This window comes from Specibacter cremeus (assembly GCF_003946885.1).
Classification (GTDB): Bacteria; Actinomycetota; Actinomycetes; order Actinomycetales; family Micrococcaceae; genus Specibacter; species Specibacter cremeus.
Map to the genome: position 1 here is coordinate 1 of NZ_RWKQ01000020.1, position 20,220 is coordinate 20,220.

Genomic DNA, 20,220 nt, shown 5'->3' on the forward strand with positions numbered 1-20,220 from the left:
TGATAACGCCGATTCTGGGCACCCTTGCATCCCGCGTCAACACTCGACGCTCCGCCGGGACCCCTTGGAATTACTCGTCTAGGAAACGTATGGGAGTGGTGCTGGGACCTGCTCGATCCGGCCCGCTACGGGGAATACCATGTATTCCGCGGTGGAGGGTTTGCCGATAAGCAGTGGAGCGTTCGCGCCTCGACGCGTCGGGGTGGCGCCCCTGGGATGAGCCACCCCGACGTCGGCCTCCGTTTGGCGCGCGCCGCATTCGATACGGGTGTGGCTCTTCTGGAGTGATGCTCACGCTGCTTGTGGGATGGCGTCTTGGGCGTAGCGGTTGGCGTGGACACGCTGATGCTCTTGGCGTTGATGGAACTTCCAGTACTCCTCGAAGTCGCCGTTGCTTCGCAAGGCGCGTAGCTGCAAGACCGATTCAGCGCCGGCCAGCCCCCAACGGGCCCCGGTGATATCCAGCCGGTCCGCGACCAGATGTCGGCAGGCGCCCTCGATGACACCGGTGGCGATTGGCCACCCTGCGGCCAGGGCCTGGGGATAGTCAAGATACGGTGTCTTGTTGGTGAGGTAGCGGGCCGCGTTGTCTGCTGCCTTGCGTGCGGTGGCGCTCAGCTTTCGGGTGCTGGCGGTACGCCGGATAGTGGTAGCCACGGTTCTGGCCTTGCCTGCCAGGATCTGACGGGCCTTGGCATGAACCCAGACCTGGGCGGCCGGGTCACCTTCGGTGTGGAAGCACCAGGCGGCCTTCCACAGGTACTCCATGACGTGGATGATGTCGATGAGGACGTGCACGGTGACGTCCCGGGTCGCTGCTTCGGCCCTGATCCGCTCGATCTGGTGGTTGGCGCCATCAACGAGCGCAACCCACGTCCGGGCCTTGTCGGGATCGCGGCGGGTGGCCTCGTCGAACACCGCTGCGATGACACTGGCCGCGTCCTGGGTGACGCTGGCGGTCAGCCACTTGCCGGTGGCCCTGGGACCGTCGGCGGCCGCGGCCCGTTCGGCATCGGTGGCGGGCAGGATGTCGACGATGGTGCGCACCACCGGGACCGCGTCGTGCACCGCACCGACCTCGGCCATGCGCTTGCGATACCGCTTCTCGCCTTTGCTCAGCCGGCCCGGCAGCTTCGGGGATGCTTGGCCGGCTGCTTTCGCGGTGGCCGGACGCAGCCCCTCGGACCGCATGACAATGCCTTTGCCATCGACCTGCAACACCAACAGCTCGCTCTGCGCTGCCGGTGCGGGCTGGCGGTGGGTGGCATAAAAAGCGGCGAAGTCCGTCGCGGCCCGCACCGTCAGGGCTTCGACCTGGCGCTTGCCGGTGACAACCCCGGTGGTGCGGGTCAGTGCACTGCATGCCTCATCGAACGCGCCGCGGGCCGCTTCGGTGGCGGCCAGACGCCGCAACCCGTGGGAGTGCTTCTCGGCCGGCAGGTTCAGTGCCGCGTCGGCGGGGTGCAGGTTGCCCTGCCCGGGGGCGCGGTATGCCAGCCGGTCCACCGTCACCTCCCCAAACACGGTCGCCAGAGTCCGTTGGTGGCCGGCCTCGACCCGGTGATGTGTCACACCGGCGGCGTCGGTGAGCGCGGTGAGGCGGCGTTCGCGCCGCGCACGCAGGTCCAAGTGGTCCTGGTAGAGCTGGCGCAGCAACTCGCGGCCGCGGCTGCTCAGCTGCTCCTCCAGGTCGGCGTGGTCCATTGCGGCGGCCGTGTCGCCTGCGGCGAAGTCCACCAGTGCCGTGAATTGGGTTTGGCTGGCGATGAACGCCTCGGTGATCGTTGCGTGTTCCGGCATGAGCTGCTCCTCACTGACGATGCCCACAGCTTGAGAACTGTAGGATCATAAGAATGATGATTCCCTCATTGCCGCCGCGAAGGAGACAGATGACCCCCGACACGCCGAAGCTGTCATTTCAGGCCACCCGCACCGCGCTGGCCGCGCAGCTGGCTGACATTGACGGGGTGCTGCCGGGCAGCATCGTGGTGCGCCAGATGCGCTGCGGCAAGCGCAACTGCGCGTGCAAGGCCGACCCACCCGTATTGCATGGGCCATACATTCAGTGGACCCATACCGTGGCCGGCAAGACCGTGACCCGCTACCTCAGTGCAGAGCAGCTCGCCCGCTACCAGCCCTGGTTCGACAACGCCCGTCGCGTGAAGGACCTGGTCGCCAAACTTGAGACCGTTTCACTACAGGCCCTGGCACAAGAAGAGGACCCGCCCCAGACGGGCAAGACCCGATAGCCTGCCACCGCGTCCGAAGGGGTTCCGCCGCGCGCATAGTTCGGATCCTGCTCCAAAAAATTGGGCACTGTATCGTCACTCCAGAAGAGCCGCACCCATTCGATACTCGGCAAGCAGCGCAAGGTTGGTCAGCCGAAACTGACATTCAACGCGGAGCAGTAACCGGAATGCTGCCGTCAGGTTGGACACCCAGACGGTTCTAACATTGACCTTCTCAGATCAGCCCGTGGATCGGCCACACGATAGTGTCCGTTGAGGGTTCCGCTGTCGGACGCTTCTGGCTTCGCCATAGGAGTTTTCTTTGTGGAGAATAGGACGATGCAGACACTTCGTGACGAGCTTCGGATGGTTCCTTCAATTGTCGGGCAAGCACCGGACTTCGATTGGGCTTCAGTGCCAGCTACACCGGGTGAGCTGTTCCTGCGATGGCTCAGGTTTGCGCTCGATGCCGACGTGCCGGAAGTCCACGCAGCCACGCTCTCGACCGTCGATGAGGATGGTGTTCCGGATGCTCGCATGTTGATCGTCAAAGACGTGACCGACGACTGTGGGTTCAAGATCGCAACCAGCGATGAATCTGCCAAGGGGCGCCAACTGCTTCAAAATCCAAACTGCGCGCTCACGTTTTACTGGAGCCCTCTGGCCCGTTCGGTGCGTGTCCGTGGCATCGCGCAACGAGCTTCGACAGCCGAGTCAGCTGAGGACTTCCTCGCCCGTCACTCACAGGCCCGGGCAATTGCTTTGGCCGGTCAGCAGAGTTCCGTCATTGCCGGTGACGCCGTCCGAGATGAAGCACTCACAGAAGCCAAAGCTGCGATAGAGACAGACGGCCTTACAGGTTCTCCACATTGGGCAGTGTGGACAGTCGTGCCAAGCTCAGTAGAATTTTGGCAGGGCAAACCGAATCGCGATCACCAACGCCTTCGCTATATCCGGACCGGAGCCGCGTGGGACAGGCAACGCCTGTGGCCCTGATGAAGTAAGGGACTGCCCCGAGTTTGCATGACTCAATAATGAAGCAGTCAAACTGTCCCAGTTACCGTTCCGCTTGCGACACGGCACCGCTGGGCGAGCTGGCTCAATCGGCAAGACCGAGAAATACCAGAAGTGCGCGGTCGAGCCGGACAAGATCGGCATCGGCGAGACGGCCGAGGTGATCGCGCACGTTCACCCGTGGCATCGTCGTGACCTTGTCGACCATGATCTGGCTTGGCTGCCCGATCCCGGTGGCGGTGGTGGGCTTGACGGTGATCCGGATCAGTGGCGCCTCGACCGGATTCGTCGTCAGCGGGCACACCGTCACCGAAGCGGTTGAGTCGAACCGATCGTCCTGGACGATGACCACGGGCCTTGGCTTGCCGGTGTAGGCACCACGCGCGGCAGCGATGTAGATGTCGCCTCGCCTCACTCGCCGGGCTCCGCCTCGGCGTCCCAATCGACGGAGATGGCATCGACGAACGCCTGGTCATCGGCTGCATGCTCGCTGGCGGCGATGGCGGCCGACTGGCGGTGAGCTTGCGCGACGAACTCTGGGGCCCGTACATCGGGCACCCAGATCTGAACGGGCCTGAGGCCCTGCTCGCGCAGACGCTGGCGATGTTGGCGTACCCGCTCTCGTGTGCTTGCCATACGACAATGTTACATGTAACGATGCCGGTCGACAACCGTTCGTGAGATCCGCTGGCGGATCCTGCGCGGACGTCCCGCAGGCGGTTCCCCAATCGAACAGCCTGGTGTCAGAATGAGGCCATGCGCATTGAGAACTGGTGGCCATTATTGGACTCGTCAACCCAACAATGGTTGATCAACAACAATGGTGACGTTGTGCCGCTAAGCGTTCTGGATCAGATTATGGCTGTGGCGGGCCAACCCACGGCAGATGCTTCTTGGGTTGGGGACAACGTTCGAGAGGGATTTTTCCTCTCGGATGAGGCGATCGACTGGATAGAGAAAACGGCGAACGATGAGGTTTCTGAGGGCGAGTAGCCAATTCGTGTCGGGACCACCAATCGCCTGACTGCAAATGGGCACACGATCCCGTGGCGGGTTCGCCAAACGGGACGGATAACGTTCAGGGCAATGTTGCTTGGTTCAGGTCTCTCGGTCTTCGTCGGGGTTCCGAAAGGGCCGAAGCTGCGTTCCCGTGGAGTCTGCGGTGAAGGTGTAGCGGCCCAGCATGTTGATGTGTTTTGAGACCAGCGGGACAGGCGTTGCACGTCTTCATCGGTGACACTGGCGCCATGGCCGCGGAGTTCGGTGAGCGCGGCGTCCAGGTAGCGGGTGTTCCACAGGATGACGGCGTTCAGGACCAGGCCCAGGGCTCCGGGTTGGTCTTCCTGGCCTTCCCGGTAGGACTGGCGTATCTGGCCCCGGCGGCCGTGGAAGATGAGTCTGGCCAGGGCGTGCCGGGATTCCTGCAGCGTCAATTGGGTATGAATTTGCCGGCGGTAGCCCTCGTCAACATCGATGAAGTCCAGTAGATGCTCGGTTTTGGCTATTCTGTCGTACTCCGCCAACGCTTTGCCGAGCAGGGTTGGTGTCCCGCCGCCCTGGGTGACGCGCAGAATTTCCGAGGCGCGCACGGTCCCGGCCGTCAAGGTCCCGGCGAGGCGGAGCATGTCCGGTCAGTTGGCCGTGATGAGGTCCAGGTTGATCCGGTTGCGGCCGGCTACCGCGTTCAACTGTCCGTAGTCCGCTGTGGTACCGATGCGCCAGAACCGTTGGTTCGGCAGCCCGGCCAGGCGGGGCGAGAACCGGTATCCGAGCAGGGTGAAGAGCCCAAAAACCTGGTCCGAGTAGGAGGCCGTGTCGGTGGCGACCATCTCGGGGCGTTGGCCGCCGTCAAGATCGAGCAGCCCGTCCAAAATGTGTAGGGAATCGCGGACCGTTCCCGGGACGACGACGGCGCCCAGGCCGGCCACCTGGTCGTTGAGATAGTTCAGCCAGGTCGGGCCGCGGCCCTGGCCGAAGGAGCGCGGATCCGCCCCGGCGTTGACGGTGGGCACCGGCACCACGAACCGCATCCCATCAACGGACGCCAGCAGGCCGGCACCCCGGCGCTGGGCAAGACCAAGAGCGGACTGAGCCTGGACCAGCCGGGAGTTGGCCGCGTGCAGCGTGTCGGCACGCACATAGTGTTGATCGACGTGGGCAAGGCGTCCACGGGTCAGGGCGGGGTGGCCGTCCTTGGCCACCGGTGTCAGGCCGACGTTGCACGCCTCGGCCACCAGGATGGCGGCGACGGAAACACCGAGCTGGCCCATCCATGCCGAACCTTCCGAAACGTGGCTGAATTCCGAGAGGAACCCCGTCCAGGAATTCACTTCCAACAGCACATCGGGCAGGTCTACCCGCGGCAGCATCGTCGACACGAGCCCCCGCAGCTGCGTCACGGACTCGGGTATCGTCTTGGCTTCCAGGGGAGTGAGGTGAACCTTGCCGGCATCGCCAATCCGCACCGCAGTGTTACTGGCCAGTTGATCGGCCGCAGCCCGGTAGCGGGCGTCCAGGCTGTGGCGGACACTGGCAAGGTGGGTCGCGGGCTCTTCAAGAAGTTGGAGTGAGGTCAGGGTCTCGTTCTTGGTCGCTTCCCATGCCGGGTCGGTCAGCAGCCGTGCCCGGGGGTCTCCCCAGCGGCGCCCGCCCACAACGAAAATGTCCCTGCGCCGCAGCGCCTTGTGGACGGCGTCCATCACGGCCACCGTGTACGCCCTGCGGTCGATCTCGCCCTCCGTGCCGATCAGGCGTTGCCAGGCCGGTGACAGATTGGTCAGATCAACCTGGCCCGGATCGGTTGTACGGCCGTCCAAAACGGCCGGCAACGCTGCCAGCGCCGGCAGGAAGGACCGCACCGTGGTGAACCGGCGCATCATCTCGGCCGCGGTGTCGCCCTCGCTGCCGTCCGGATTCACCAATTCAGTCACCACGTCTACCGCGGCGCGCAACTCGGGCAAGGAGACCTGTTCGGCCAGCACCGAGACGGCCTGCGCCCGGACAATTCCGTGTTGCCCAGGACCTCAACCAGGGTCTTGGCAGCCTTTGCCAGCTGCATCGATGCCCTCGACAGGCGGGGCAGGGACTTCAACCGGGCCGCCGTGGATTCCCGGCCCGCCTTGCGGACCACCCGTTCAGCGACGATCGCATCCAGGGCGTCGCACAGATCATCGGCGACCTCGGCCGTCAACGCCCGCACCGCGCACAGCAGGGTGGCGCCCCGGCGCTGGCCCGACAACCCCTGCAGCGCCGATGCCTTACCCCCCAACCCGTAACGGGCCAGGGCATTCATCCGGCCCGCGGGGACCGTCTCCACGTCCACGGTCCCCGCGCCCAGGGCCCGCAGGCGTGTCAGCCGGTCCAGCTGCCGCAGCAACTCCGGCACCGAGACCCTCGCAGGCCCCGTCCTCAGCCTTTCCCACGCGGTCAGCCTCAAACCGTCCTCGACACGAAGCAGGCCCTCCAACTCCCGGATCATCGCGGGTCCGGCCGCGTCAACCAGCACGGCATAGAGTCGGTCATTCGCGCCGGCAAGGACCTCTGAAACCAGGCCCGTCAACGTGGAGACGCCAGGAAGGAGGACCTTCCGCTCACGCAACCAGCCCGTCGCCCGTTCGAACAGGCGCACCGGCCCCTCCGACGACGTCCAGGCCCGGGCCGACTGGAACAGTCTCAGTTCCTCGTGCTTGACCGGATCAGTAAAGTCCACGTACCCGTAAACGGCGGAAATCTCCGCAGCATGCTCGTAACCGGTCTGTCCCCGTTGCGCGTACAGCCTGAGAACGGAGGCATCCGCAATGCCCAGCTGCCCGGCCACGGATTCCACCGCCGGCCAGGGAACGGGCAGCGGATCCGTCAGAAACCGGCCCACGACCCGCACCGTGGCCAGTTGAACAGCGAATCCCAGACGGTTGCGCATCCCCCGACGGCGACCCGCCACCGACAGATCGGCATCGTCCACCCAACAAAAGCGCTCCAGGTCCTCCCGCGATACCTCATCGGGGAATCGGCCGAACCCGGCGGCCTGCCCATCACTGAGAAAATCGACCGCCATGCCACCCATGCAACAGGCACCGGACCCTTAGCGTGAATTTCCGTACCGATCCTCCTCAGGCCCTAGGGTCTGTCCTGTGAATCCGTTGCCGGTTGTGTTAGTCCTGAAATGTGGTGGGACGAGGAGAACTGACGGACAAGGCGTGGGTACGGATCGAGCCGCTTCTGCCGGTTTCGGGCCGGGGCGGGCAGTGGCGTGACCACCGGCAGGTGATCAATGCGATCTTGTTCAAGCTGCGCACCGGTGCCCCGTGGCGGGACCTGCCCGACCGCTACGGGCCATGGAAGACCGCACACGAACGGCTTCGGAAGTGGACGCTGGATGGGACCTGGCAGCGGATCCTGGACGAGGCGGTCGTCAAGGACGACGCCGTCGGAGAGGTCGAGTGGATCCTCAGCATCGACTCCACGATCGTGCGGGCCCACCAGCATGCCGCCGGGGCCCGAAAAAAGGGGGCTGCCAGCCCGGAAACGAGGCCATCGCAGTGGACGGGGACGGGAGTGGGCGTTCCCGGGGCGGGCTGAGCAGCACAATCCACCTGGCCGTGGACGGGCGGGGCCTGCCGCTGGGCGTGATCCTGACCCCCGGCCAGGACGGGGACAACCCGCAGCTGCTGCCCCTGCTGGACGGGATCCGGGTCCGCCGCCCCGGGCCCGGCTGGCCTCGGTCCCGGCCCGAGGCGGTCCTGGCGGACAAGGCGTATTCGCATCCCTCTACCCGGGCGGCCCTGCGGGCACGGCACATCCGGTTCACCAGCCCCGAACGGTCCGACCAGGTGGCCCGCCGGGCCGCCAAGGGACGCGCGGGAGGCCGGCCCCCGGACTTCGACAAGGAGGAATACAAGCGCCGCAACGTCGTCGAGCGCTGCTTCAACCGGCTCAAGCAGTTTCGCGACCTCGCCACCCGCTACGCCAAGCGCGCCGCGTACCACTGCTCCGAAATCCTCCTCGCAGCCACCATCCTCTGGCTCCGATGATTCACAGGACAGACCCTAGTCACCCCCTCGCCCTCCCAACTGTGACGGGTCCAGGCTCGACCACCGGTGGTTGAGCCTGGACCCACGGCCGCGAGGGGTCTCGACAGGCTCGACCACCGGTGGGGAGCGGCTGGGGAGCGAGACCCGTTGGCTTGAAGTGAGCGGGGTGTGACACATCTCGCCAGGTAGTTAGTTGCCCTAATCAACCAATGGGTATATGGTTGACACAAGCAACTATATGGGAGGTGGCAGGGTGATCAGTGACGAGACGGCGCATGAGCTGGTGCATGAGATGTTCGTCCTCCAGCGCACGGTGCACATCGCCCTGGCCCACGCGGCGGCCGACTCGGACCTGGGCTTCGCCCACGAGGCGGTCCTGCGCATGGTCAGCCAACACGAGGGCTGCCGGGCCATCGACATGGCCACCGAACTCGGCGTCGGCCCGTCCTCGTTGAGCCGGCAGATCGGCGAGCTGGAATACCAGGGCATGGTCCGCCGTCGTACCAGCGAAACGGACAAGCGCGCCCACCTGCTGACGATCACCGAGAAGGGGACGCGGGCGCTCGCCGCCATCGCCGCCAGGCGGTCCGAGACGCTCAGCGCCACAATCGGGCACTGGAGTGATGAGGAGGCGGCCACGGCGTTGACCGTGCTGGTCAACCTGACCGACGCCATGCGCAGCCTGCACCCCTCCCGCAACCACTCGATCGACCATCGCACAGGAGCACATTCTTGACACAGAGACCAACCACGGACGCACCGGCGCGGGCCACGGCAGGGCACGTGGAGGAGGGCGCCATGACGCACCGGCAGGTGCTCGAGGCCCTCACCGGCCTGCTCGCCGCGTTCTTCACCGCCATCCTGTCCTCGACCATCGTGGCCAATGCGCTGCCGACCATCATGGACCAGCTGCACGGCACGCAGACGGACTTCGCCTGGGTCATCACGGCGGCGCTGCTGGCCAATGCGGCGACGACGCCCATCTGGGGCAAACTCTCCGACCTGTTCAACAAGAAGTTGCTTGTCCAGCTGAGCATCGTCATCTTCGTGGCCGGCTCCGTCATGGCCGGTTTCGCCACGAGCATCCCGTTCCTGCTGACCGCGCGCGTGATCCAGGGCATCGCCATGGGCGGGTTGACCGCGCTGGCGCAGGCGATCATCGGCACCATCATCCCGCCGCGTGAGCGCGGCCGGTACTCCGGCTACATGGGCGCCGTCATGGCCGTCGGCACCGCCGGCGGCCCGCTGCTCGGCGGTTACATCGTGGACAGCCCGCTGGGCTGGCGCTGGACGTTCTTCGTTTGCGTGCCGCTGGCCGTCATCTCGCTGATCCTGCTGCAGGTCACGCTGAAGATCAAGCACGTCCGCCGCCCGGCGAAGATCGACTGGGCCGGTTCCGTGCTGCTCACCTCCGGCGTGAGCCTGCTGCTCATCTGGGTGTCGTTCGCTGGCCAGGCAGGCTACTACGACTGGATCTCGGCCGAGTCCGCGCTCATGGTCGGTGGCAGCATCCTGCTCCTGGCCGCGCTGCTCTTCGTCGAGACCAAGGTGTCCCAGCCGATCATCCCGCTGAAGATCGTCCGCCAGCGCACCACGGCCCTGGCCATCATCGCCTCGGTCTCCGTGGGCATCGCCATGTTCGCGTCCTCCACGTTCCTGGGCCAGTACTACCAGGTGTCCCGCGGCGCCACCCCCACCGAGGCGGGCCTGCTGACCCTGCCCATGATCGCCGGCAACCTGGCCGGCGCCGTCATCTCCGGGCAACTGGTCACGCGCTACGGCAAGTGGAAGCGGTTCCTCGTGGCCGGCGCCGCCCTGCTGATCATCGGCCTGGGCCTGTCCGGCACCCTCAGCCACGACACGTCGCTGACGCTCGTGGGCGTGTACACGTTCGTGTTCGGCCTGGGCCTGGGCATGATGATGCAGAACCTGGTCCTGGCCGTGCAGAACACCGTGGCCGCGAAGGACATCGGTGCCGCGTCCGGTTCCGTCGCATTCTTCCGTACCGTCGGTGGCGCGGCCGGTGTCGCCGTGCTCGGCGCCATGATGGGCACCAGGGTCACCACCCTCGTCACCGAGGGGCTGGCCGCGATAGGGATCCACGCCCCCGCCGGCGGGGGCGGCGCGCAGCTGGACCTGTCCACCATGCCGGAACCGGTCAAGATCATCGTCCGGGCCGCCTACGGTGACGGCGCCGCCATGATCTTCGCGATCAGCGCCGTCATCGCCGTCGTGGCCCTCATCGCCGTGCTGTTCATCAAGGAGATCCCGCTGCGGCGCACCATCGACGTGGTGGACATGAAGCAGCCGGGTGCGCGCGGCCGGTGAACCCGTGCGGCACCCGCCTCGTCTAGTCCATAGCGGATGGCCACGCAGGCGTGCCGCATGGAAGACGGGAAACACGGGTCATGACCACACACACGGGAACAAGGTGGGGCGCCGGGCGCCTTTTGCAGCTTGCGGCCGGGGCCGCGGTCCTCATTGCGGCAGCGGCGGGATGCTCGCAGGGCCAGCCGTCGGGTCCGGGCACCAGTTCGGCGCCCCCGAGCCAGTCGGCATCGCCGGGCATGACGACGCCGGAGACCGGCATGTCGACACCGCCGGCCACCGGGGCCGCGGTACTGTCGACCCGGCAGACCTCGCTCGGCACGATCGTCGTGAATTCGGCCGGAATGACCGTCTACGTCTTCGACAATGACAAGGCCGGGGCCGGCACCAGCGCCTGCACCGGCCCGTGCGCGGCGCTGTGGCCGGCGGTCACGACGACGGCGACCGGCACGCCCGCGGTCATGGACGTCACCGGGACGGTGGGAACATTCATGCGCAGCGACGGCACCCGGCAGGTCACGCTGAACGGGTTGCCGCTGTACACGTACGTACCGGATACCAATCCCGGCGACGTGAAGGGGCAGGGTTTCACCGGGATCTGGTGGGTCGTCGGACCCGACGGTGCCAAGATCGGTGCGACCAGCACCTCGACGTCGGCGCCGGCCAACAACGGGTACTGACACCGGCCGTTTCGTGACGGGAACCCGCGGCGCTCACGCCGCGGGTTCCGCCATGAGCAGTGGGGTAACCGAGCCGGCCGCCGTGATCTCCACCCGGGAGATGTCCCGGGCGGGGATCGACGTGGCGGCCCGCGGGCTGACGGTGGCGCCGGGGCCGGCCCACCAGCTGGCCACGGTCGTGCGCGCCCCGGTGCGGTCGATCACCACGAGCTCGTAGGCGGCCGCGTCGGACGTCCTGTCGGCATAACCGGCCGGGTCGGTGGCCGCATTCGCATACGTGCACGTCCACTCGATCGTGGTGCCCCACGCTTCGGGCACCAGCCGGCCGGTCGCGGTCAACAGCCCGGGCAGAGGTGCGCCGGCGGGCGCCGCGAAGTGCAGCACGGTACCGGCCCTGGCCACGGTTGCCGACGGGGCCGTGCCCGGCACCAGCGACGCGGTGACGACGGCCGTGCCGCCCGAGACGGCGAGTACGGCGGCGGCCGCCGCAACGACGAAACGGGCGCGCCGGCGTCGCACCTTCAGGGCGAACACAGTGTAGGCCGGGGCCGCCCGGGGCACGGTGGCCCGCTCGGGAACCGGAGCGGCGGCGAGCGCCAGCAGGCCGGGCAGCCCGGACAGGGCGGCCAGCCGGTCCCGGCAGGCCCGGCAGGTGGACAGGTGCGATTCGAACTCGCGCCGTTCCTGCAGGGACAGCGCGCCCAAGACGTAGGCGCCGTCCCACAGCTCATAGGCATCGGTCATGACTGGCTCACCCCCCGCTCCTCCAGGGCCAGGCGAAGTGCCCGCAAGCCATAGTGCAGGCGCGACTTCACCGTACCCGCCGGGATGTCGAGGTCGTCGGCGATGGCCGCCGCGCCCTGCCCCCCGTAGTAGGCACGGACAATGACGTCCCGGTGCTCGACGGACAGGGCCGCCAGCGCATCCTCGATCAACCATGCGTCCAAGGCCCTGTCCAATTCATCCGGCATGGCCGCCTCGGGCACCTCGGCGGCGCCACGTTCGTGGCGGTGCCGGGCGCTACGGCTCTCATCGATAACGAGGTTGCGGGCCACCGTGAACAGCCACGCGCGCAGGGCGGGTGCCGGACGCGACAGCACCGCCGGGTGCCGCCACGCGCGCACCAGCGTCTCCTGCACGATGTCCTCCGCCAGCGCGTCGTCGCGGGTCAGGCGCACCACGAAGCGCCACAGCACGCCGGCATAGTCTCGATGCAGGGCGCGCATGGCGTCCTGCACCTCTGCGTCACGCGTTCCGGGTTCCTTCACGACATCCTCCCGCCGGTAAGACGTAGAAGCGGCCGCACGGGTTCACCGCCAGGCAATTGCCATGGCCGGTGAACTACAGTGACCCTGCATTACGTGTTTCCGACGGGCCGTGTGGCCGCCCGCCCGAAACACCTACCACCATGGTGGCACCGACGGCGTGCCGGCGCACGCCTGGCATCGCACAAGTGAAGACCAACCCGAGGGAGCTGCGGCATGGACTACGAACTCAACGGACTGCCGCTGCACATCCTGCTGGTGCACGCCGTGGCCGTCTTCATCCCTCTCACCGCCCTGTGCATCCTGTTGCACATGTTCTGGCCCGCCGCGCGCCGCCGGCTCGGCATCGTCACGCCCGGGCTGGGGCTCGTCACGCTCGTTTTCGTCTTCCTGGCCCAGCAGGCGGGGGAGTGGCTGTTGTTGCGCGTCGGCACGACGCCGGCCATCACCACGCATGCCGTGCTCGGCCGGGGTCTGCTGCCGTGGGCCTGGGCGCTGTTCGGGGCCTCGGTGGCCGTCTGGCTGTGGCACCGGGTCGGAGCCGGCGCCCGCCTGCGCCGCGGCGCCGGTGCGGTCGCCGCGCGCGTGGTGGGCGTCGTCGTCGTCCTGGGCATGGCGGCGATCTGCGCGCTCGCGGTCGTCCAGGTGTTCAACATCGGCGAATCCGGGTCGCGGGCCGTGTGGGGGGGCAGCTTCAGCAACACGCCGGTCCAGCGCTGACGCGGGATTCCGACCGGCTCAGCCCTTGACTTGCCCGAACGCGTGCCCGCCGACCCGCTCGTTGACCGTGGCGCGGGACCCGGCCGCCGACCCGGCCGCGTGCGCCGAGTGGGTCCCGGCCAGCAGCCCGCGCGGGCGCACGATCCGGACCCGCGGGTGCAGCGTCCGCACGTGCTCCTCCGCCCGTTCCCGGCGCCCGACGAGCACGAGTGCCCGGCCCGGCTCGCCGGCGGCCGCCTCCGATGCGTGGAGGGCGGTGATGCGCTCCGCCACCCGGTGGAGGAAGCTCAGCTGGAATTGCCGACGCTCCAGGGTCCGGTCGTTGGCGCTCAAGGCGTCCCGGTAGGGCACGGCCGCCCACCAGGCGTGCATGGCCCCGTCCATCTGGACGAGCAGCGAATGGAACAACCGCATGACCTGGTCCACATCCGATTCGGCACCGATCAGGTACAGCGTCTTGGCCGTCCGGCCGGTGGATTCGAGGACCTGGACGGAGTTGAACGCGCGCGCGATCGCGGTGAAGCCCTGGCTGCGCCCCACCCGGTACGTGCCGGTGACGGGGAAATGCCGTTCGACCATCGCCTCCCGGGGCTTTCCCAGCCGCCCGGCCTCGGCGTCGACGGTGGCCTGCTCAATGCCGTACCGGACCATGAGCCGTTCGGCGTGTTCCTGGAAGGCCTGCGCCTCGTCCGGAAACCCGGTGGCCTCCGCCTTGGCGAGCAGCCGGGTGATGAGGGTGAGGGTCTTTGCGGCCTTCTTCGCGGTGGTGTGCATGGGCTGGTCCTTGATCGAGGCGGGGTCCGGGGCGATTCGTCGCTCCCCGCATGGGCCGGATTCTTGCAGCGGGGTCCGACAGGGCTGGAAAAGGGCATGAAAAAACCCCCGGTTTCCCGGGGGTCTCTCTGTGCGCGGAGGGGGACTTGAACCCCCACCCCGTTTCCAGGACTAGCACCTCAAGCTAGCGCGTCTGCCATTCCGCCACCCGCGCAGGTGAATAGGGAGAATCCGCGCGCCGGTTGCCCGTTCCGCAAACTCTCCTTGCAGCGAGAAATACGATAGCACGACTCTTCGCGGAAACAGGAATCGACGGCCCGGGCGGGCGCGGGCCGGTCCCGAAAAGCGGCGCGGTAGGCTGAAGCTGACGCACCGACCCACCGAGGAGCCCCCGTGAACACGCCCGCGGCGCAGGATGAAGTTGTCCGCATCTGCCAGGAATTGATCCGCTTCGACACCACGAACTTCGGGGACAACAGCGGTCCCGGGGAACGGGCCGCCGCCGAGTACACGGCCGGCCTGATCGAGGAGGCCGGCCTGGCGGCCACCGTGTTCGAGTCCGCCCCGGGCCGGGCCAGCGTCGTCACCCGGATGGAGGGCACGGACCCGTCGCGCGGCGCCCTCGTGGTGCACGGGCACCTGGACGTGGTCCCGGCGCTCAAGCATGAATGGAGCGTGGACCCGTTCGGCGCCGAGGAACGGGACGGGCTCATCTGGGGCCGGGGCGCCGTCGACATGAAGGACATGGACGCCATGATCCTGTCGGTGCTGCGGTCCATGGCCCGGGACGGGCGCAAGCCGCGCCGCGACATCGTCTTTGCGTTCTTCGCCGACGAGGAGGCGGGCGGAACCTACGGCGCCCGCTGGGCGGTGGACAACAAGCCGGAGCTGTTCGACGGCGCCACGGAGGCGATCTCCGAGGTCGGCGGGTTCTCCACGGAGATCAACGGCCGGCGCGCCTACCTGCTGCAGACGGCCGAGAAAGGCCTGGCCTGGCTGCGCCTGACCGCCCACGGCCGGGCCGGCCACGGGTCGCAGATCAACACCGACAACGCCGTGACCCGGTTGGCGGCCGCGGTGACCCGCATCGGTGGCCACGAGTGGCCCATCGAGTACACGGCCACGACCCGCCAGTTCCTCGAGGGCGTCTCGGAGCTGACCGGCATCGCCTTTGACGAAGCCGACCCGCAGGTCCTGCTCGACCAGTTGGGCACCGTGGCCCGGTTCGTCGGCGCCACGCTGCAGAACACGGCCAACCCGACGCTGCTCTCCGGCGGCTACAAGGCCAATGTGATCCCGGCCCAGGCCGAGGCCGTGGTCGACGTGCGCACGCTGCCGGGACGGCACGAGGAGGTCCTGGCGACGGTGCGCGAGCTGGCCGGCGCCGGCGTCGACGTCGCCAGCATCCACGACGACGTGTCCCTGGAAACCCCGTTCACCGGCAACCTCGTGGACGCCATGGTGGATGCCCTGCACGCCGAGGACCCGGACGCGACCGTGCTGCCGTACACGCTCTCCGGCGGCACCGACAACAAGTCGCTCAGCAGGCTGGGCATCACCGGCTACGGGTTCGCCCCGCTGCGCCTGCCCGCCGGCCTCGACTTCGCCGGCATGTTCCACGGCGTCGACGAACGCGTGCCCGTCGACTCGCTGAAGTTCGGCGCCCGCGTGCTCGACCGCCTGCTGTCCACCTACTAGGAGCGACGGACATGACGCCGGAGAAGAAGGCAATCGAGGAACTGCTGCCCGATGAGTTGTTGGCGCGCATCCGCGCCCGCGCCGCCGGCTACGACGAACGCAACGAGTTCTTCCACGACGATCTCGTCGACTTGAGGGACGCCGGTTACCTTCGCCTGTTCGCCTCGGCGGACGACGGCGGCCTCGGCTTCGGTTTGCGGCTCGCCGCCGCGGCGCAGCGGCGGCTCGCCACCGCGGCCCCGGCCACCGCATTGGCGATCAACATGCATTTGGTGTGGACCGGCGTCGCCCATGTCCTGGCCGCGCGCGGGGACGACTCGCTGCACTACGTGCTTGAGGAGGCAGTGGCGGGGGAGCTGTTCGCGTTCGGCAACTCCGAGGCCGGCAACGATGAGGTCCTGTTCGACTCCAACACGGTGGCCGAACCGCTGCCGGACGGCTCCTACCGGTTCACCGGCACGAAGATCTTCACGTCGCTCTCGCCCGCATGGACGCGGCTGGGCATCTTCGGCAAGGACGACTCCGGCGCCGAACCACAGCTGGTGCACGCGTTCATCACCCGCGACACGCCCGGCTACACCATCAGGGACGACTGGAACACGCTGGGCATGCGCGCCAGCCAGTCGAACACCACGGTGCTGGACGGCGTCGTCGCCCCGGCGGAGCGCGTGTTCCGCAAGCTGCCCGTCGGTCCGAACGCCGACCCGCTGATCTTCGCCATCTTCGCCTGCTTCGAGACGCTGCTGGCCGCCGTGTACACCGGGCTGGGGGAGCGGGCCCTGCAGCTGGGCGTGGCCGCGGTGCAGCGGCGCACGTCCAAGAAGTTCGACGGCAGGACGTACGCCCAGGATCCGGACATCCGCTGGAAGATCGCCGATGCCGCCATGGCCATGGACGGGTTGTACCCGCAGCTGGACGCCGTGGCCCGGGACGTCGACGAACTCGTCGACCACGGCGGGCAGTGGTTCCCGCAATTGGTGGGCCTGAAGATCCGCGCCACCGAGACGGCGCGCGAGGTGGTTGACCTGATGCTGCGCGTCTCCGGCGGCGGCAGCTATTTTGCCGGCAACGAACTGGGCCGGCTGTACCGGGACGTGCTGGCCGGCATCTTCCACCCGTCCGACGGCGAATCGGCGCACGGCACGATCGCGAATGCGTGGCTGGGCCCGCTGGACGACTAGATTGTCCGTTCGACGCGCAGCACCCGCCGGCGCATCCAGTACTTGCGTCCTCCGCCGATGTACAGGCGGCTGCGTTCAAGCTCCCACTTGCCGTACTCGGCGTGTTCGCGCAGGCGCTGGTAGGCGTCCGGCACCGATTCGCCGGGGCGCACGGTGAGCACCAGGTACTCGTAGCGGCGGTCCGCCGTTGCGACGGGCCTGGGGGACTGGAATGTTTCCTTCATTGCGCTCCATTCTGCCCCGTTTTCGCCGTCCGTCCAGTCCCCTGCGCAGCAATCCGCAGCCATTTCCCAGACTCCGGGCACGGTCCCGGGCAGGGGTATCGCCGCGGCCCCGGCGCTGGTAGCGTCGATCCCATGAGCATTGACCCGCGCGCAGCGTTGAACGCCTTGACGACGGCCCTTGAGGAACACCTGGTGGCAGCCGCAGCACGCCGCGGGGAGGACGATCCTGCCGTGGAATCGGCATTCCTGGCCTTGGCCGACGCCTTCGAGGTCTACGAGGAGGCGTTGTTCGACGCCTACGACGAGGTCACGCCCCTCGTGATCTTCGACGGCGAACCCGCCGGCGATTTCGACGAGGATGACGAGGACGACGACGAGCTTGACGACGACGGGGATGAACTGGATCCCGTCGATGATTGAGGTCGACCACTGACGCCGGCGGCCAACTCGGCCACGGCGAATTCCACCATGGCGGCCGCGCGGTCGCTCGGCCGCATGGTCCGCGGCCAGACGAGCTTGACCGCGACCCCCGGCACCGGCGCGGCCAAGGGAACGGCGGCCAGCGGACGGCCCTCGTAGGTGGTGTCGAGGGCCGGGCGCTGCACGAGGATCGAATAACCGACCCCGCGGCCCACCAGTGACCGTGCGACCTCGAAGTCGTTCGTCCGGGTGCCGATCCGCGGCGCCAATCCCTGCAGTTCGAACAGGTGCAGCGTGTGGTGGCTGCTGGGCGGGGCATCGAGCAGCACCAGGGGCTCGGCCGCCAGTTCGGCCAACCCGACCTCGGCCCGGCCCGCCAGGGCGTGGCCGGGCGGAAGGATGGCATACGGGCGGATGGTGAACAGGTCCCGGCCGGCCAGGCCGGGCGGCAGGTCCATGTCGTACACCACGGCCAGGTCCAGCAGGCCGCCGGACAGCTGCCGCGCCAACCCGTCCTGCGTCCCCTCCACGAACGACATGTCCACCAACGGGTGCGCCGCGCCGAACCCCGTCAGCAGCGCCGGGATGACCGTCGGGGCCAGCGTCTGGTAACAGCCGAGCACGAGCGGGCCGGCCAGCTCCGCCCCGCCGCTCGAGGTGCTGTACTCGAGCTCGGCGGCGTCGGCCAGCAGCCGGGAGGCCTTGGCGTACAGGTGTTGGCCGGCCGGCGTCAGGGTCACGCCGTGGGCCTTGCGCCGGACCGTGAGCTGGACCCGGAACACCCGCTCCAACTCCGTGACGGACGCGGATACGGCCCCCTGGGACAAGTGCAGGCGCTCGGCGGCGGCGGAGATCGTTCCCGTTTCGGCCACGGCCATGAACTGGTCCAGCTGGCGCAGCGTGTACCGTGTCACACCCACCCCTATTCCTCAAAATAATCATGGATATATGCCAATATTTTACACTTTACCTGAATATATGGCGCGTGGCACATTGGGATGAGATTTCCCGCACACGCCGTCCCCAGGAGCGATACTTCGATGACCGATTCGACACTGGCCAATTCGACACCGGCCGAACAGACGCCCCCGCCCCGCGCCGTCCCCGTCGCCGACTGGGTAACCATCGACGACCTGTTCCGTGACCCGTTCCCCATTTACCGGCGCATGCGCGAGGAGGCGCCCGTGCACTGGGTGCCGGCCGTCAACAGGTACATGGTCACCAGCTACGACGCGTGCCACACCATCGAGAACGACCAGGACGTGTTCTCCGCGAACGAGGACGGCTCGCTCATGAAGCGGGCCATGGGCCATTCGATGCTGCGCAAGGACGACCCCGAGCACATGGTGGACCGGCAGTCCTACGGCACGGTGCTGCGTCCCAAGGCCATCAAGGAGACGTGGCTGCGGATCTTCCAGCAAAACAGCGAGACGTACCTGGCGCGGTTGAAGGCCGCCGGCCCGGGCGCGGACCTCGTCTGGGACTACGCCGCTCCGTACGCCGCGGAGAACCTGCGCATCATTATGGGGTTCCACAACGCCAGCCAGGAGGACATGCAGCGCTGGTCGCAGACCATGATCAACGGCACCGGCAACTACGCCGATGACCCCGCCGTGTGGGCGGCCTCCGAGCAGTCCTTCCGGGAGGTCGATGACGCCATCGACGAGATGCTGCCGCGCCTGCGCGCCAATCCGGACGCCAGCCTCCTGTCCGGGCTGGCCGCCATGCCGATCCCGTTGGAGGCCATCCGCGCCAACATGAAGATGACGATCGGCGGCGGCCTGAACGAACCGCGGGACGTGCTGGGCGTCGCCGTGTGGGCGCTCCTGGACCACCCGGGGCAGCGCGACCAGGTGCTGGCGGACACGTCCCTGTTCCCGCGCGCGTTCGAGGAGGCCGTCCGCTGGGTCGCCCCCATCGGCATGTACCCGCGGCAGACGACCCGTGACACGGTGCTGGAGGGCGTGTTCCTGCCCAAGGGCGCCCGGCTTGGCGTCGTCATCGGCGCGGCGAACCGCGACCCGGCGAAGTTCGCCGACCCGGAGGCGTTCGACATCAACCGGGAGAAGGTGCCGCACCTGGCGTTCGGCGGCGGCAACCACTTCTGCGCCGGCACGTGGGTGGCCCGCTCGTCGGTGGCCGACGTCGCGCTGCCACAGCTGTTCGCCCAGCTGCCCAACCTGCGCCTGGACCCGGACAATCCGGCCGTCGACGCCGGCTGGGTGTTCCGCGGCATGACGGCGCTGCCCGTGCTGTGGGACTGACCCCACCGCCCAACCACACGCCCACTCCAACCCAACAAGCACTCGAACCCAACAGGGGGATTCCATGTCCACCATCACGTTCCACCACGGCGACGGCGCCGTCGACACGCTTGACGTCGCCCCCGGCACCTCGGTGATGCGCGCCGCCGTCAGCAACGGCGTCCGCGGCATCGTCGGCGAGTGCGGCGGCCAGGCCATGTGCGCCACCTGCCACGTCTACGTCCGCCCCGGCTACCTGGCCGTCCTGCCCGAAATCGGCGACGACGAGGACGAGATGCTCGATTGCACGGCGGACCCGCGCGACCCGCGGCGCAGCCGGCTCGGCTGTCAGGTGACGCTTGGCGAGGGCCTGGACACGCTCGAGGTCGACGTGCCCGGAAGCCAGGTCTAGGCC

At 67.9% G+C, this 20,220-nt stretch carries 21 protein-coding genes, 1 tRNA gene and 3 pseudogenes; 14 read left to right on the forward strand and 11 right to left on the reverse strand.

The features are described from left to right. The first annotated feature begins 24 nt into the window (after positions 1 to 24). Complete coding sequence (locus EJC77_RS09360) at positions 25 to 288, forward strand: SUMF1/EgtB/PvdO family nonheme iron enzyme (RefSeq protein ID WP_276309068.1); 264 nt, start codon at positions 25 to 27, stop codon at positions 286 to 288. Positions 289 to 291: 3 nt separating this feature from the next. Here the strand turns inward: EJC77_RS09360 and EJC77_RS09365 are convergent, their stop codons facing one another. Then, complete coding sequence (locus EJC77_RS09365) at positions 292 to 1,800, reverse strand: ISKra4 family transposase (RefSeq protein WP_125611929.1); 1,509 nt, start codon at positions 1,798 to 1,800, stop codon at positions 292 to 294. Positions 1,801 to 1,889: 89 nt separating this feature from the next. Between EJC77_RS09365 and EJC77_RS09370 the strand changes: the two genes are divergently transcribed. Together EJC77_RS09370 and EJC77_RS09380 are read left to right on the forward strand one after the other, a co-directional pair. Further along, positions 1,890 to 2,249 carry a DUF6788 family protein gene (locus EJC77_RS09370; protein WP_125611930.1) on the forward strand — a complete coding sequence of 120 codons (360 nt, stop codon included), beginning with the start codon at positions 1,890 to 1,892 and terminating at the stop codon, positions 2,247 to 2,249. A gap of 318 nt (positions 2,250 to 2,567) precedes the next feature. Then, on the forward strand, positions 2,568 to 3,224 hold the full coding sequence (locus EJC77_RS09380) for a pyridoxine/pyridoxamine 5'-phosphate oxidase (protein WP_125611932.1): 657 nt from the start codon (positions 2,568 to 2,570) through the stop codon (positions 3,222 to 3,224). A gap of 103 nt (positions 3,225 to 3,327) precedes the next feature. Here EJC77_RS09380 and EJC77_RS09385 read toward each other — a convergent pair whose 3' ends face one another. Together EJC77_RS09385 and EJC77_RS09390 are read right to left on the reverse strand one after the other, a co-directional pair. Continuing rightward, positions 3,328 to 3,657 carry a type II toxin-antitoxin system PemK/MazF family toxin gene (locus EJC77_RS09385; protein ID WP_125611934.1) on the reverse strand — a complete coding sequence of 110 codons (330 nt, stop codon included), beginning with the start codon at positions 3,655 to 3,657 and terminating at the stop codon, positions 3,328 to 3,330. Next, on the reverse strand, positions 3,654 to 3,878 hold the full coding sequence (locus tag EJC77_RS09390; protein WP_125611937.1) for an antitoxin MazE family protein: 225 nt from the start codon (positions 3,876 to 3,878) through the stop codon (positions 3,654 to 3,656). The genes EJC77_RS09385 and EJC77_RS09390 overlap by 4 nt, the downstream gene beginning before the upstream one ends. A 120-nt stretch (positions 3,879 to 3,998) precedes the next feature. On the opposite strand from EJC77_RS09390, the gene EJC77_RS09395 reads away from it, so the two are divergent. Next, entirely contained in the window at positions 3,999 to 4,235 is a 237-nt protein-coding gene (locus tag EJC77_RS09395) for a hypothetical protein (RefSeq protein ID WP_125611939.1), read from the forward strand. Positions 4,236 to 4,403: 168 nt separating this feature from the next. On the opposite strand, the pseudogene EJC77_RS21530 reads toward EJC77_RS09395, so the two are convergent. After that, positions 4,404 to 6,121: pseudogene (locus tag EJC77_RS21530) on the reverse strand (Tn3 family transposase); the annotation flags it as partial. Between the two features lie 56 nt (positions 6,122 to 6,177). Beyond that, on the reverse strand, positions 6,178 to 7,305 hold the full coding sequence (locus EJC77_RS21535; protein ID WP_420820310.1) for a DUF4158 domain-containing protein: 1,128 nt from the start codon (positions 7,303 to 7,305) through the stop codon (positions 6,178 to 6,180). A gap of 104 nt (positions 7,306 to 7,409) precedes the next feature. Between EJC77_RS21535 and EJC77_RS09405 the strand changes: the two are divergent. The 4 genes and pseudogenes from EJC77_RS09405 to EJC77_RS09420 all read left to right on the forward strand — a co-directional run bounded on the left by EJC77_RS09405 (position 7,410) and on the right by EJC77_RS09420 (position 11,280). After that, positions 7,410 to 8,272 (forward strand): annotated as a pseudogene (locus tag EJC77_RS09405) (IS5 family transposase). A gap of 253 nt (positions 8,273 to 8,525) precedes the next feature. Beyond that, entirely contained in the window at positions 8,526 to 9,008 is a 483-nt protein-coding gene (locus tag EJC77_RS09410) for a MarR family winged helix-turn-helix transcriptional regulator (RefSeq protein ID WP_164520372.1), read from the forward strand. Positions 9,009 to 9,070: 62 nt separating this feature from the next. Next, on the forward strand, positions 9,071 to 10,600 hold the full coding sequence (locus EJC77_RS09415) for an MFS transporter (protein WP_125612069.1): 1,530 nt from the start codon (positions 9,071 to 9,073) through the stop codon (positions 10,598 to 10,600). Between the two features lie 80 nt (positions 10,601 to 10,680). After that, positions 10,681 to 11,280, forward strand: a complete 600-nt coding sequence (locus EJC77_RS09420; RefSeq protein WP_125611945.1) for a COG4315 family predicted lipoprotein — start codon at positions 10,681 to 10,683, stop codon at positions 11,278 to 11,280. A gap of 33 nt (positions 11,281 to 11,313) precedes the next feature. On the opposite strand, the gene EJC77_RS09425 is transcribed toward EJC77_RS09420, so the two are convergent. Together EJC77_RS09425 and EJC77_RS09430 are read right to left on the reverse strand one after the other, a co-directional pair. Beyond that, positions 11,314 to 12,024 (reverse strand): zf-HC2 domain-containing protein, encoded by a 711-nt coding sequence (locus EJC77_RS09425; RefSeq protein ID WP_125611947.1) that lies wholly within the window; start codon positions 12,022 to 12,024, stop codon positions 11,314 to 11,316. Further along, positions 12,021 to 12,548, reverse strand: a complete 528-nt coding sequence (locus tag EJC77_RS09430) for a sigma-70 family RNA polymerase sigma factor (RefSeq protein WP_276309069.1) — start codon at positions 12,546 to 12,548, stop codon at positions 12,021 to 12,023. Before EJC77_RS09430 ends, EJC77_RS09425 begins: the two co-directional genes overlap by 4 nt. 213 nt (positions 12,549 to 12,761) lie before the next feature. Here EJC77_RS09430 and EJC77_RS09435 point away from each other — a divergent pair, with 213 nt between their 5' ends. Further along, positions 12,762 to 13,265, forward strand: a complete 504-nt coding sequence (locus EJC77_RS09435) for a hypothetical protein (protein WP_125611949.1) — start codon at positions 12,762 to 12,764, stop codon at positions 13,263 to 13,265. An 18-nt stretch (positions 13,266 to 13,283) separates the two neighbouring features. Here EJC77_RS09435 and EJC77_RS09440 read toward each other — a convergent pair whose 3' ends face one another. Then, positions 13,284 to 14,039 (reverse strand): DUF2786 domain-containing protein, encoded by a 756-nt coding sequence (locus EJC77_RS09440; protein ID WP_125611951.1) that lies wholly within the window; start codon positions 14,037 to 14,039, stop codon positions 13,284 to 13,286. A 131-nt stretch (positions 14,040 to 14,170) separates the two neighbouring features. Further along, positions 14,171 to 14,253 (reverse strand) — tRNA-Leu (locus EJC77_RS09445). 179 nt (positions 14,254 to 14,432) lie between these two features. On the opposite strand from EJC77_RS09445, the gene EJC77_RS09450 reads away from it, so the two are divergent. Then, positions 14,433 to 15,737 carry a M20/M25/M40 family metallo-hydrolase gene (locus EJC77_RS09450; protein WP_125611953.1) on the forward strand — a complete coding sequence of 435 codons (1,305 nt, stop codon included), beginning with the start codon at positions 14,433 to 14,435 and terminating at the stop codon, positions 15,735 to 15,737. An 11-nt stretch (positions 15,738 to 15,748) separates the two neighbouring features. After that, positions 15,749 to 16,918 (forward strand): acyl-CoA dehydrogenase family protein, encoded by a 1,170-nt coding sequence (locus EJC77_RS09455; RefSeq protein WP_125611955.1) that lies wholly within the window; start codon positions 15,749 to 15,751, stop codon positions 16,916 to 16,918. Here the strand turns inward: EJC77_RS09455 and EJC77_RS09460 are convergent. After that, positions 16,915 to 17,142 carry a DUF5703 family protein gene (locus tag EJC77_RS09460; RefSeq protein WP_125611957.1) on the reverse strand — a complete coding sequence of 76 codons (228 nt, stop codon included), beginning with the start codon at positions 17,140 to 17,142 and terminating at the stop codon, positions 16,915 to 16,917. The genes EJC77_RS09455 and EJC77_RS09460 overlap by 4 nt on opposite strands. Before the next feature lie 132 nt (positions 17,143 to 17,274). Here EJC77_RS09460 and EJC77_RS20675 point away from each other — a divergent pair, with 132 nt between their 5' ends. Next, on the forward strand, positions 17,275 to 17,562 hold the full coding sequence (locus EJC77_RS20675; protein WP_205787060.1) for a hypothetical protein: 288 nt from the start codon (positions 17,275 to 17,277) through the stop codon (positions 17,560 to 17,562). Positions 17,563 to 17,597: 35 nt separating this feature from the next. Here EJC77_RS20675 and EJC77_RS09465 read toward each other — a convergent pair. Next, positions 17,598 to 18,482 (reverse strand): annotated as a pseudogene (locus EJC77_RS09465) (LysR family transcriptional regulator); the annotation flags it as partial. A 120-nt stretch (positions 18,483 to 18,602) separates the two neighbouring features. On the opposite strand from EJC77_RS09465, the gene EJC77_RS09470 reads away from it, so the two are divergent. Both EJC77_RS09470 and EJC77_RS09475 read left to right on the forward strand, forming a co-directional pair. Further along, positions 18,603 to 19,826 carry a cytochrome P450 gene (locus tag EJC77_RS09470; RefSeq protein ID WP_125611959.1) on the forward strand — a complete coding sequence of 408 codons (1,224 nt, stop codon included), beginning with the start codon at positions 18,603 to 18,605 and terminating at the stop codon, positions 19,824 to 19,826. Between the two features lie 64 nt (positions 19,827 to 19,890). After that, positions 19,891 to 20,217 carry a 2Fe-2S iron-sulfur cluster-binding protein gene (locus EJC77_RS09475; RefSeq protein WP_125611961.1) on the forward strand — a complete coding sequence of 109 codons (327 nt, stop codon included), beginning with the start codon at positions 19,891 to 19,893 and terminating at the stop codon, positions 20,215 to 20,217. Positions 20,218 to 20,220: the final 3 nt, after the last annotated feature.

Coding starts and splice junctions, on each gene's coding strand:
- EJC77_RS21535 (WP_420820310.1), bottom strand. CDS start 7,305: ATGGGTGGCATGGCGGTCGATTTTCTCAGTGATGGGCAGGCCGCCGGG.
- EJC77_RS09435 (WP_125611949.1), top strand. CDS start 12,762: ATGGACTACGAACTCAACGGACTGCCGCTGCACATCCTGCTGGTGCAC.
- EJC77_RS09420 (WP_125611945.1), top strand. CDS start 10,681: ATGACCACACACACGGGAACAAGGTGGGGCGCCGGGCGCCTTTTGCAG.
- EJC77_RS09455 (WP_125611955.1), top strand. CDS start 15,749: ATGACGCCGGAGAAGAAGGCAATCGAGGAACTGCTGCCCGATGAGTTG.
- EJC77_RS09415 (WP_125612069.1), top strand. CDS start 9,071: ATGACGCACCGGCAGGTGCTCGAGGCCCTCACCGGCCTGCTCGCCGCG.
- EJC77_RS09440 (WP_125611951.1), bottom strand. CDS start 14,039: ATGCACACCACCGCGAAGAAGGCCGCAAAGACCCTCACCCTCATCACC.
- EJC77_RS09370 (WP_125611930.1), top strand. CDS start 1,890: ATGACCCCCGACACGCCGAAGCTGTCATTTCAGGCCACCCGCACCGCG.
- EJC77_RS09425 (WP_125611947.1), bottom strand. CDS start 12,024: ATGACCGATGCCTATGAGCTGTGGGACGGCGCCTACGTCTTGGGCGCG.
- EJC77_RS09390 (WP_125611937.1), bottom strand. CDS start 3,878: ATGGCAAGCACACGAGAGCGGGTACGCCAACATCGCCAGCGTCTGCGC.
- EJC77_RS09395 (WP_125611939.1), top strand. CDS start 3,999: ATGCGCATTGAGAACTGGTGGCCATTATTGGACTCGTCAACCCAACAA.
- EJC77_RS09470 (WP_125611959.1), top strand. CDS start 18,603: ATGACCGATTCGACACTGGCCAATTCGACACCGGCCGAACAGACGCCC.
- EJC77_RS09475 (WP_125611961.1), top strand. CDS start 19,891: ATGTCCACCATCACGTTCCACCACGGCGACGGCGCCGTCGACACGCTT.
- EJC77_RS09460 (WP_125611957.1), bottom strand. CDS start 17,142: ATGAAGGAAACATTCCAGTCCCCCAGGCCCGTCGCAACGGCGGACCGC.
- EJC77_RS09365 (WP_125611929.1), bottom strand. CDS start 1,800: ATGCCGGAACACGCAACGATCACCGAGGCGTTCATCGCCAGCCAAACC.
- EJC77_RS20675 (WP_205787060.1), top strand. CDS start 17,275: ATGAGCATTGACCCGCGCGCAGCGTTGAACGCCTTGACGACGGCCCTT.
- EJC77_RS09380 (WP_125611932.1), top strand. CDS start 2,568: ATGCAGACACTTCGTGACGAGCTTCGGATGGTTCCTTCAATTGTCGGG.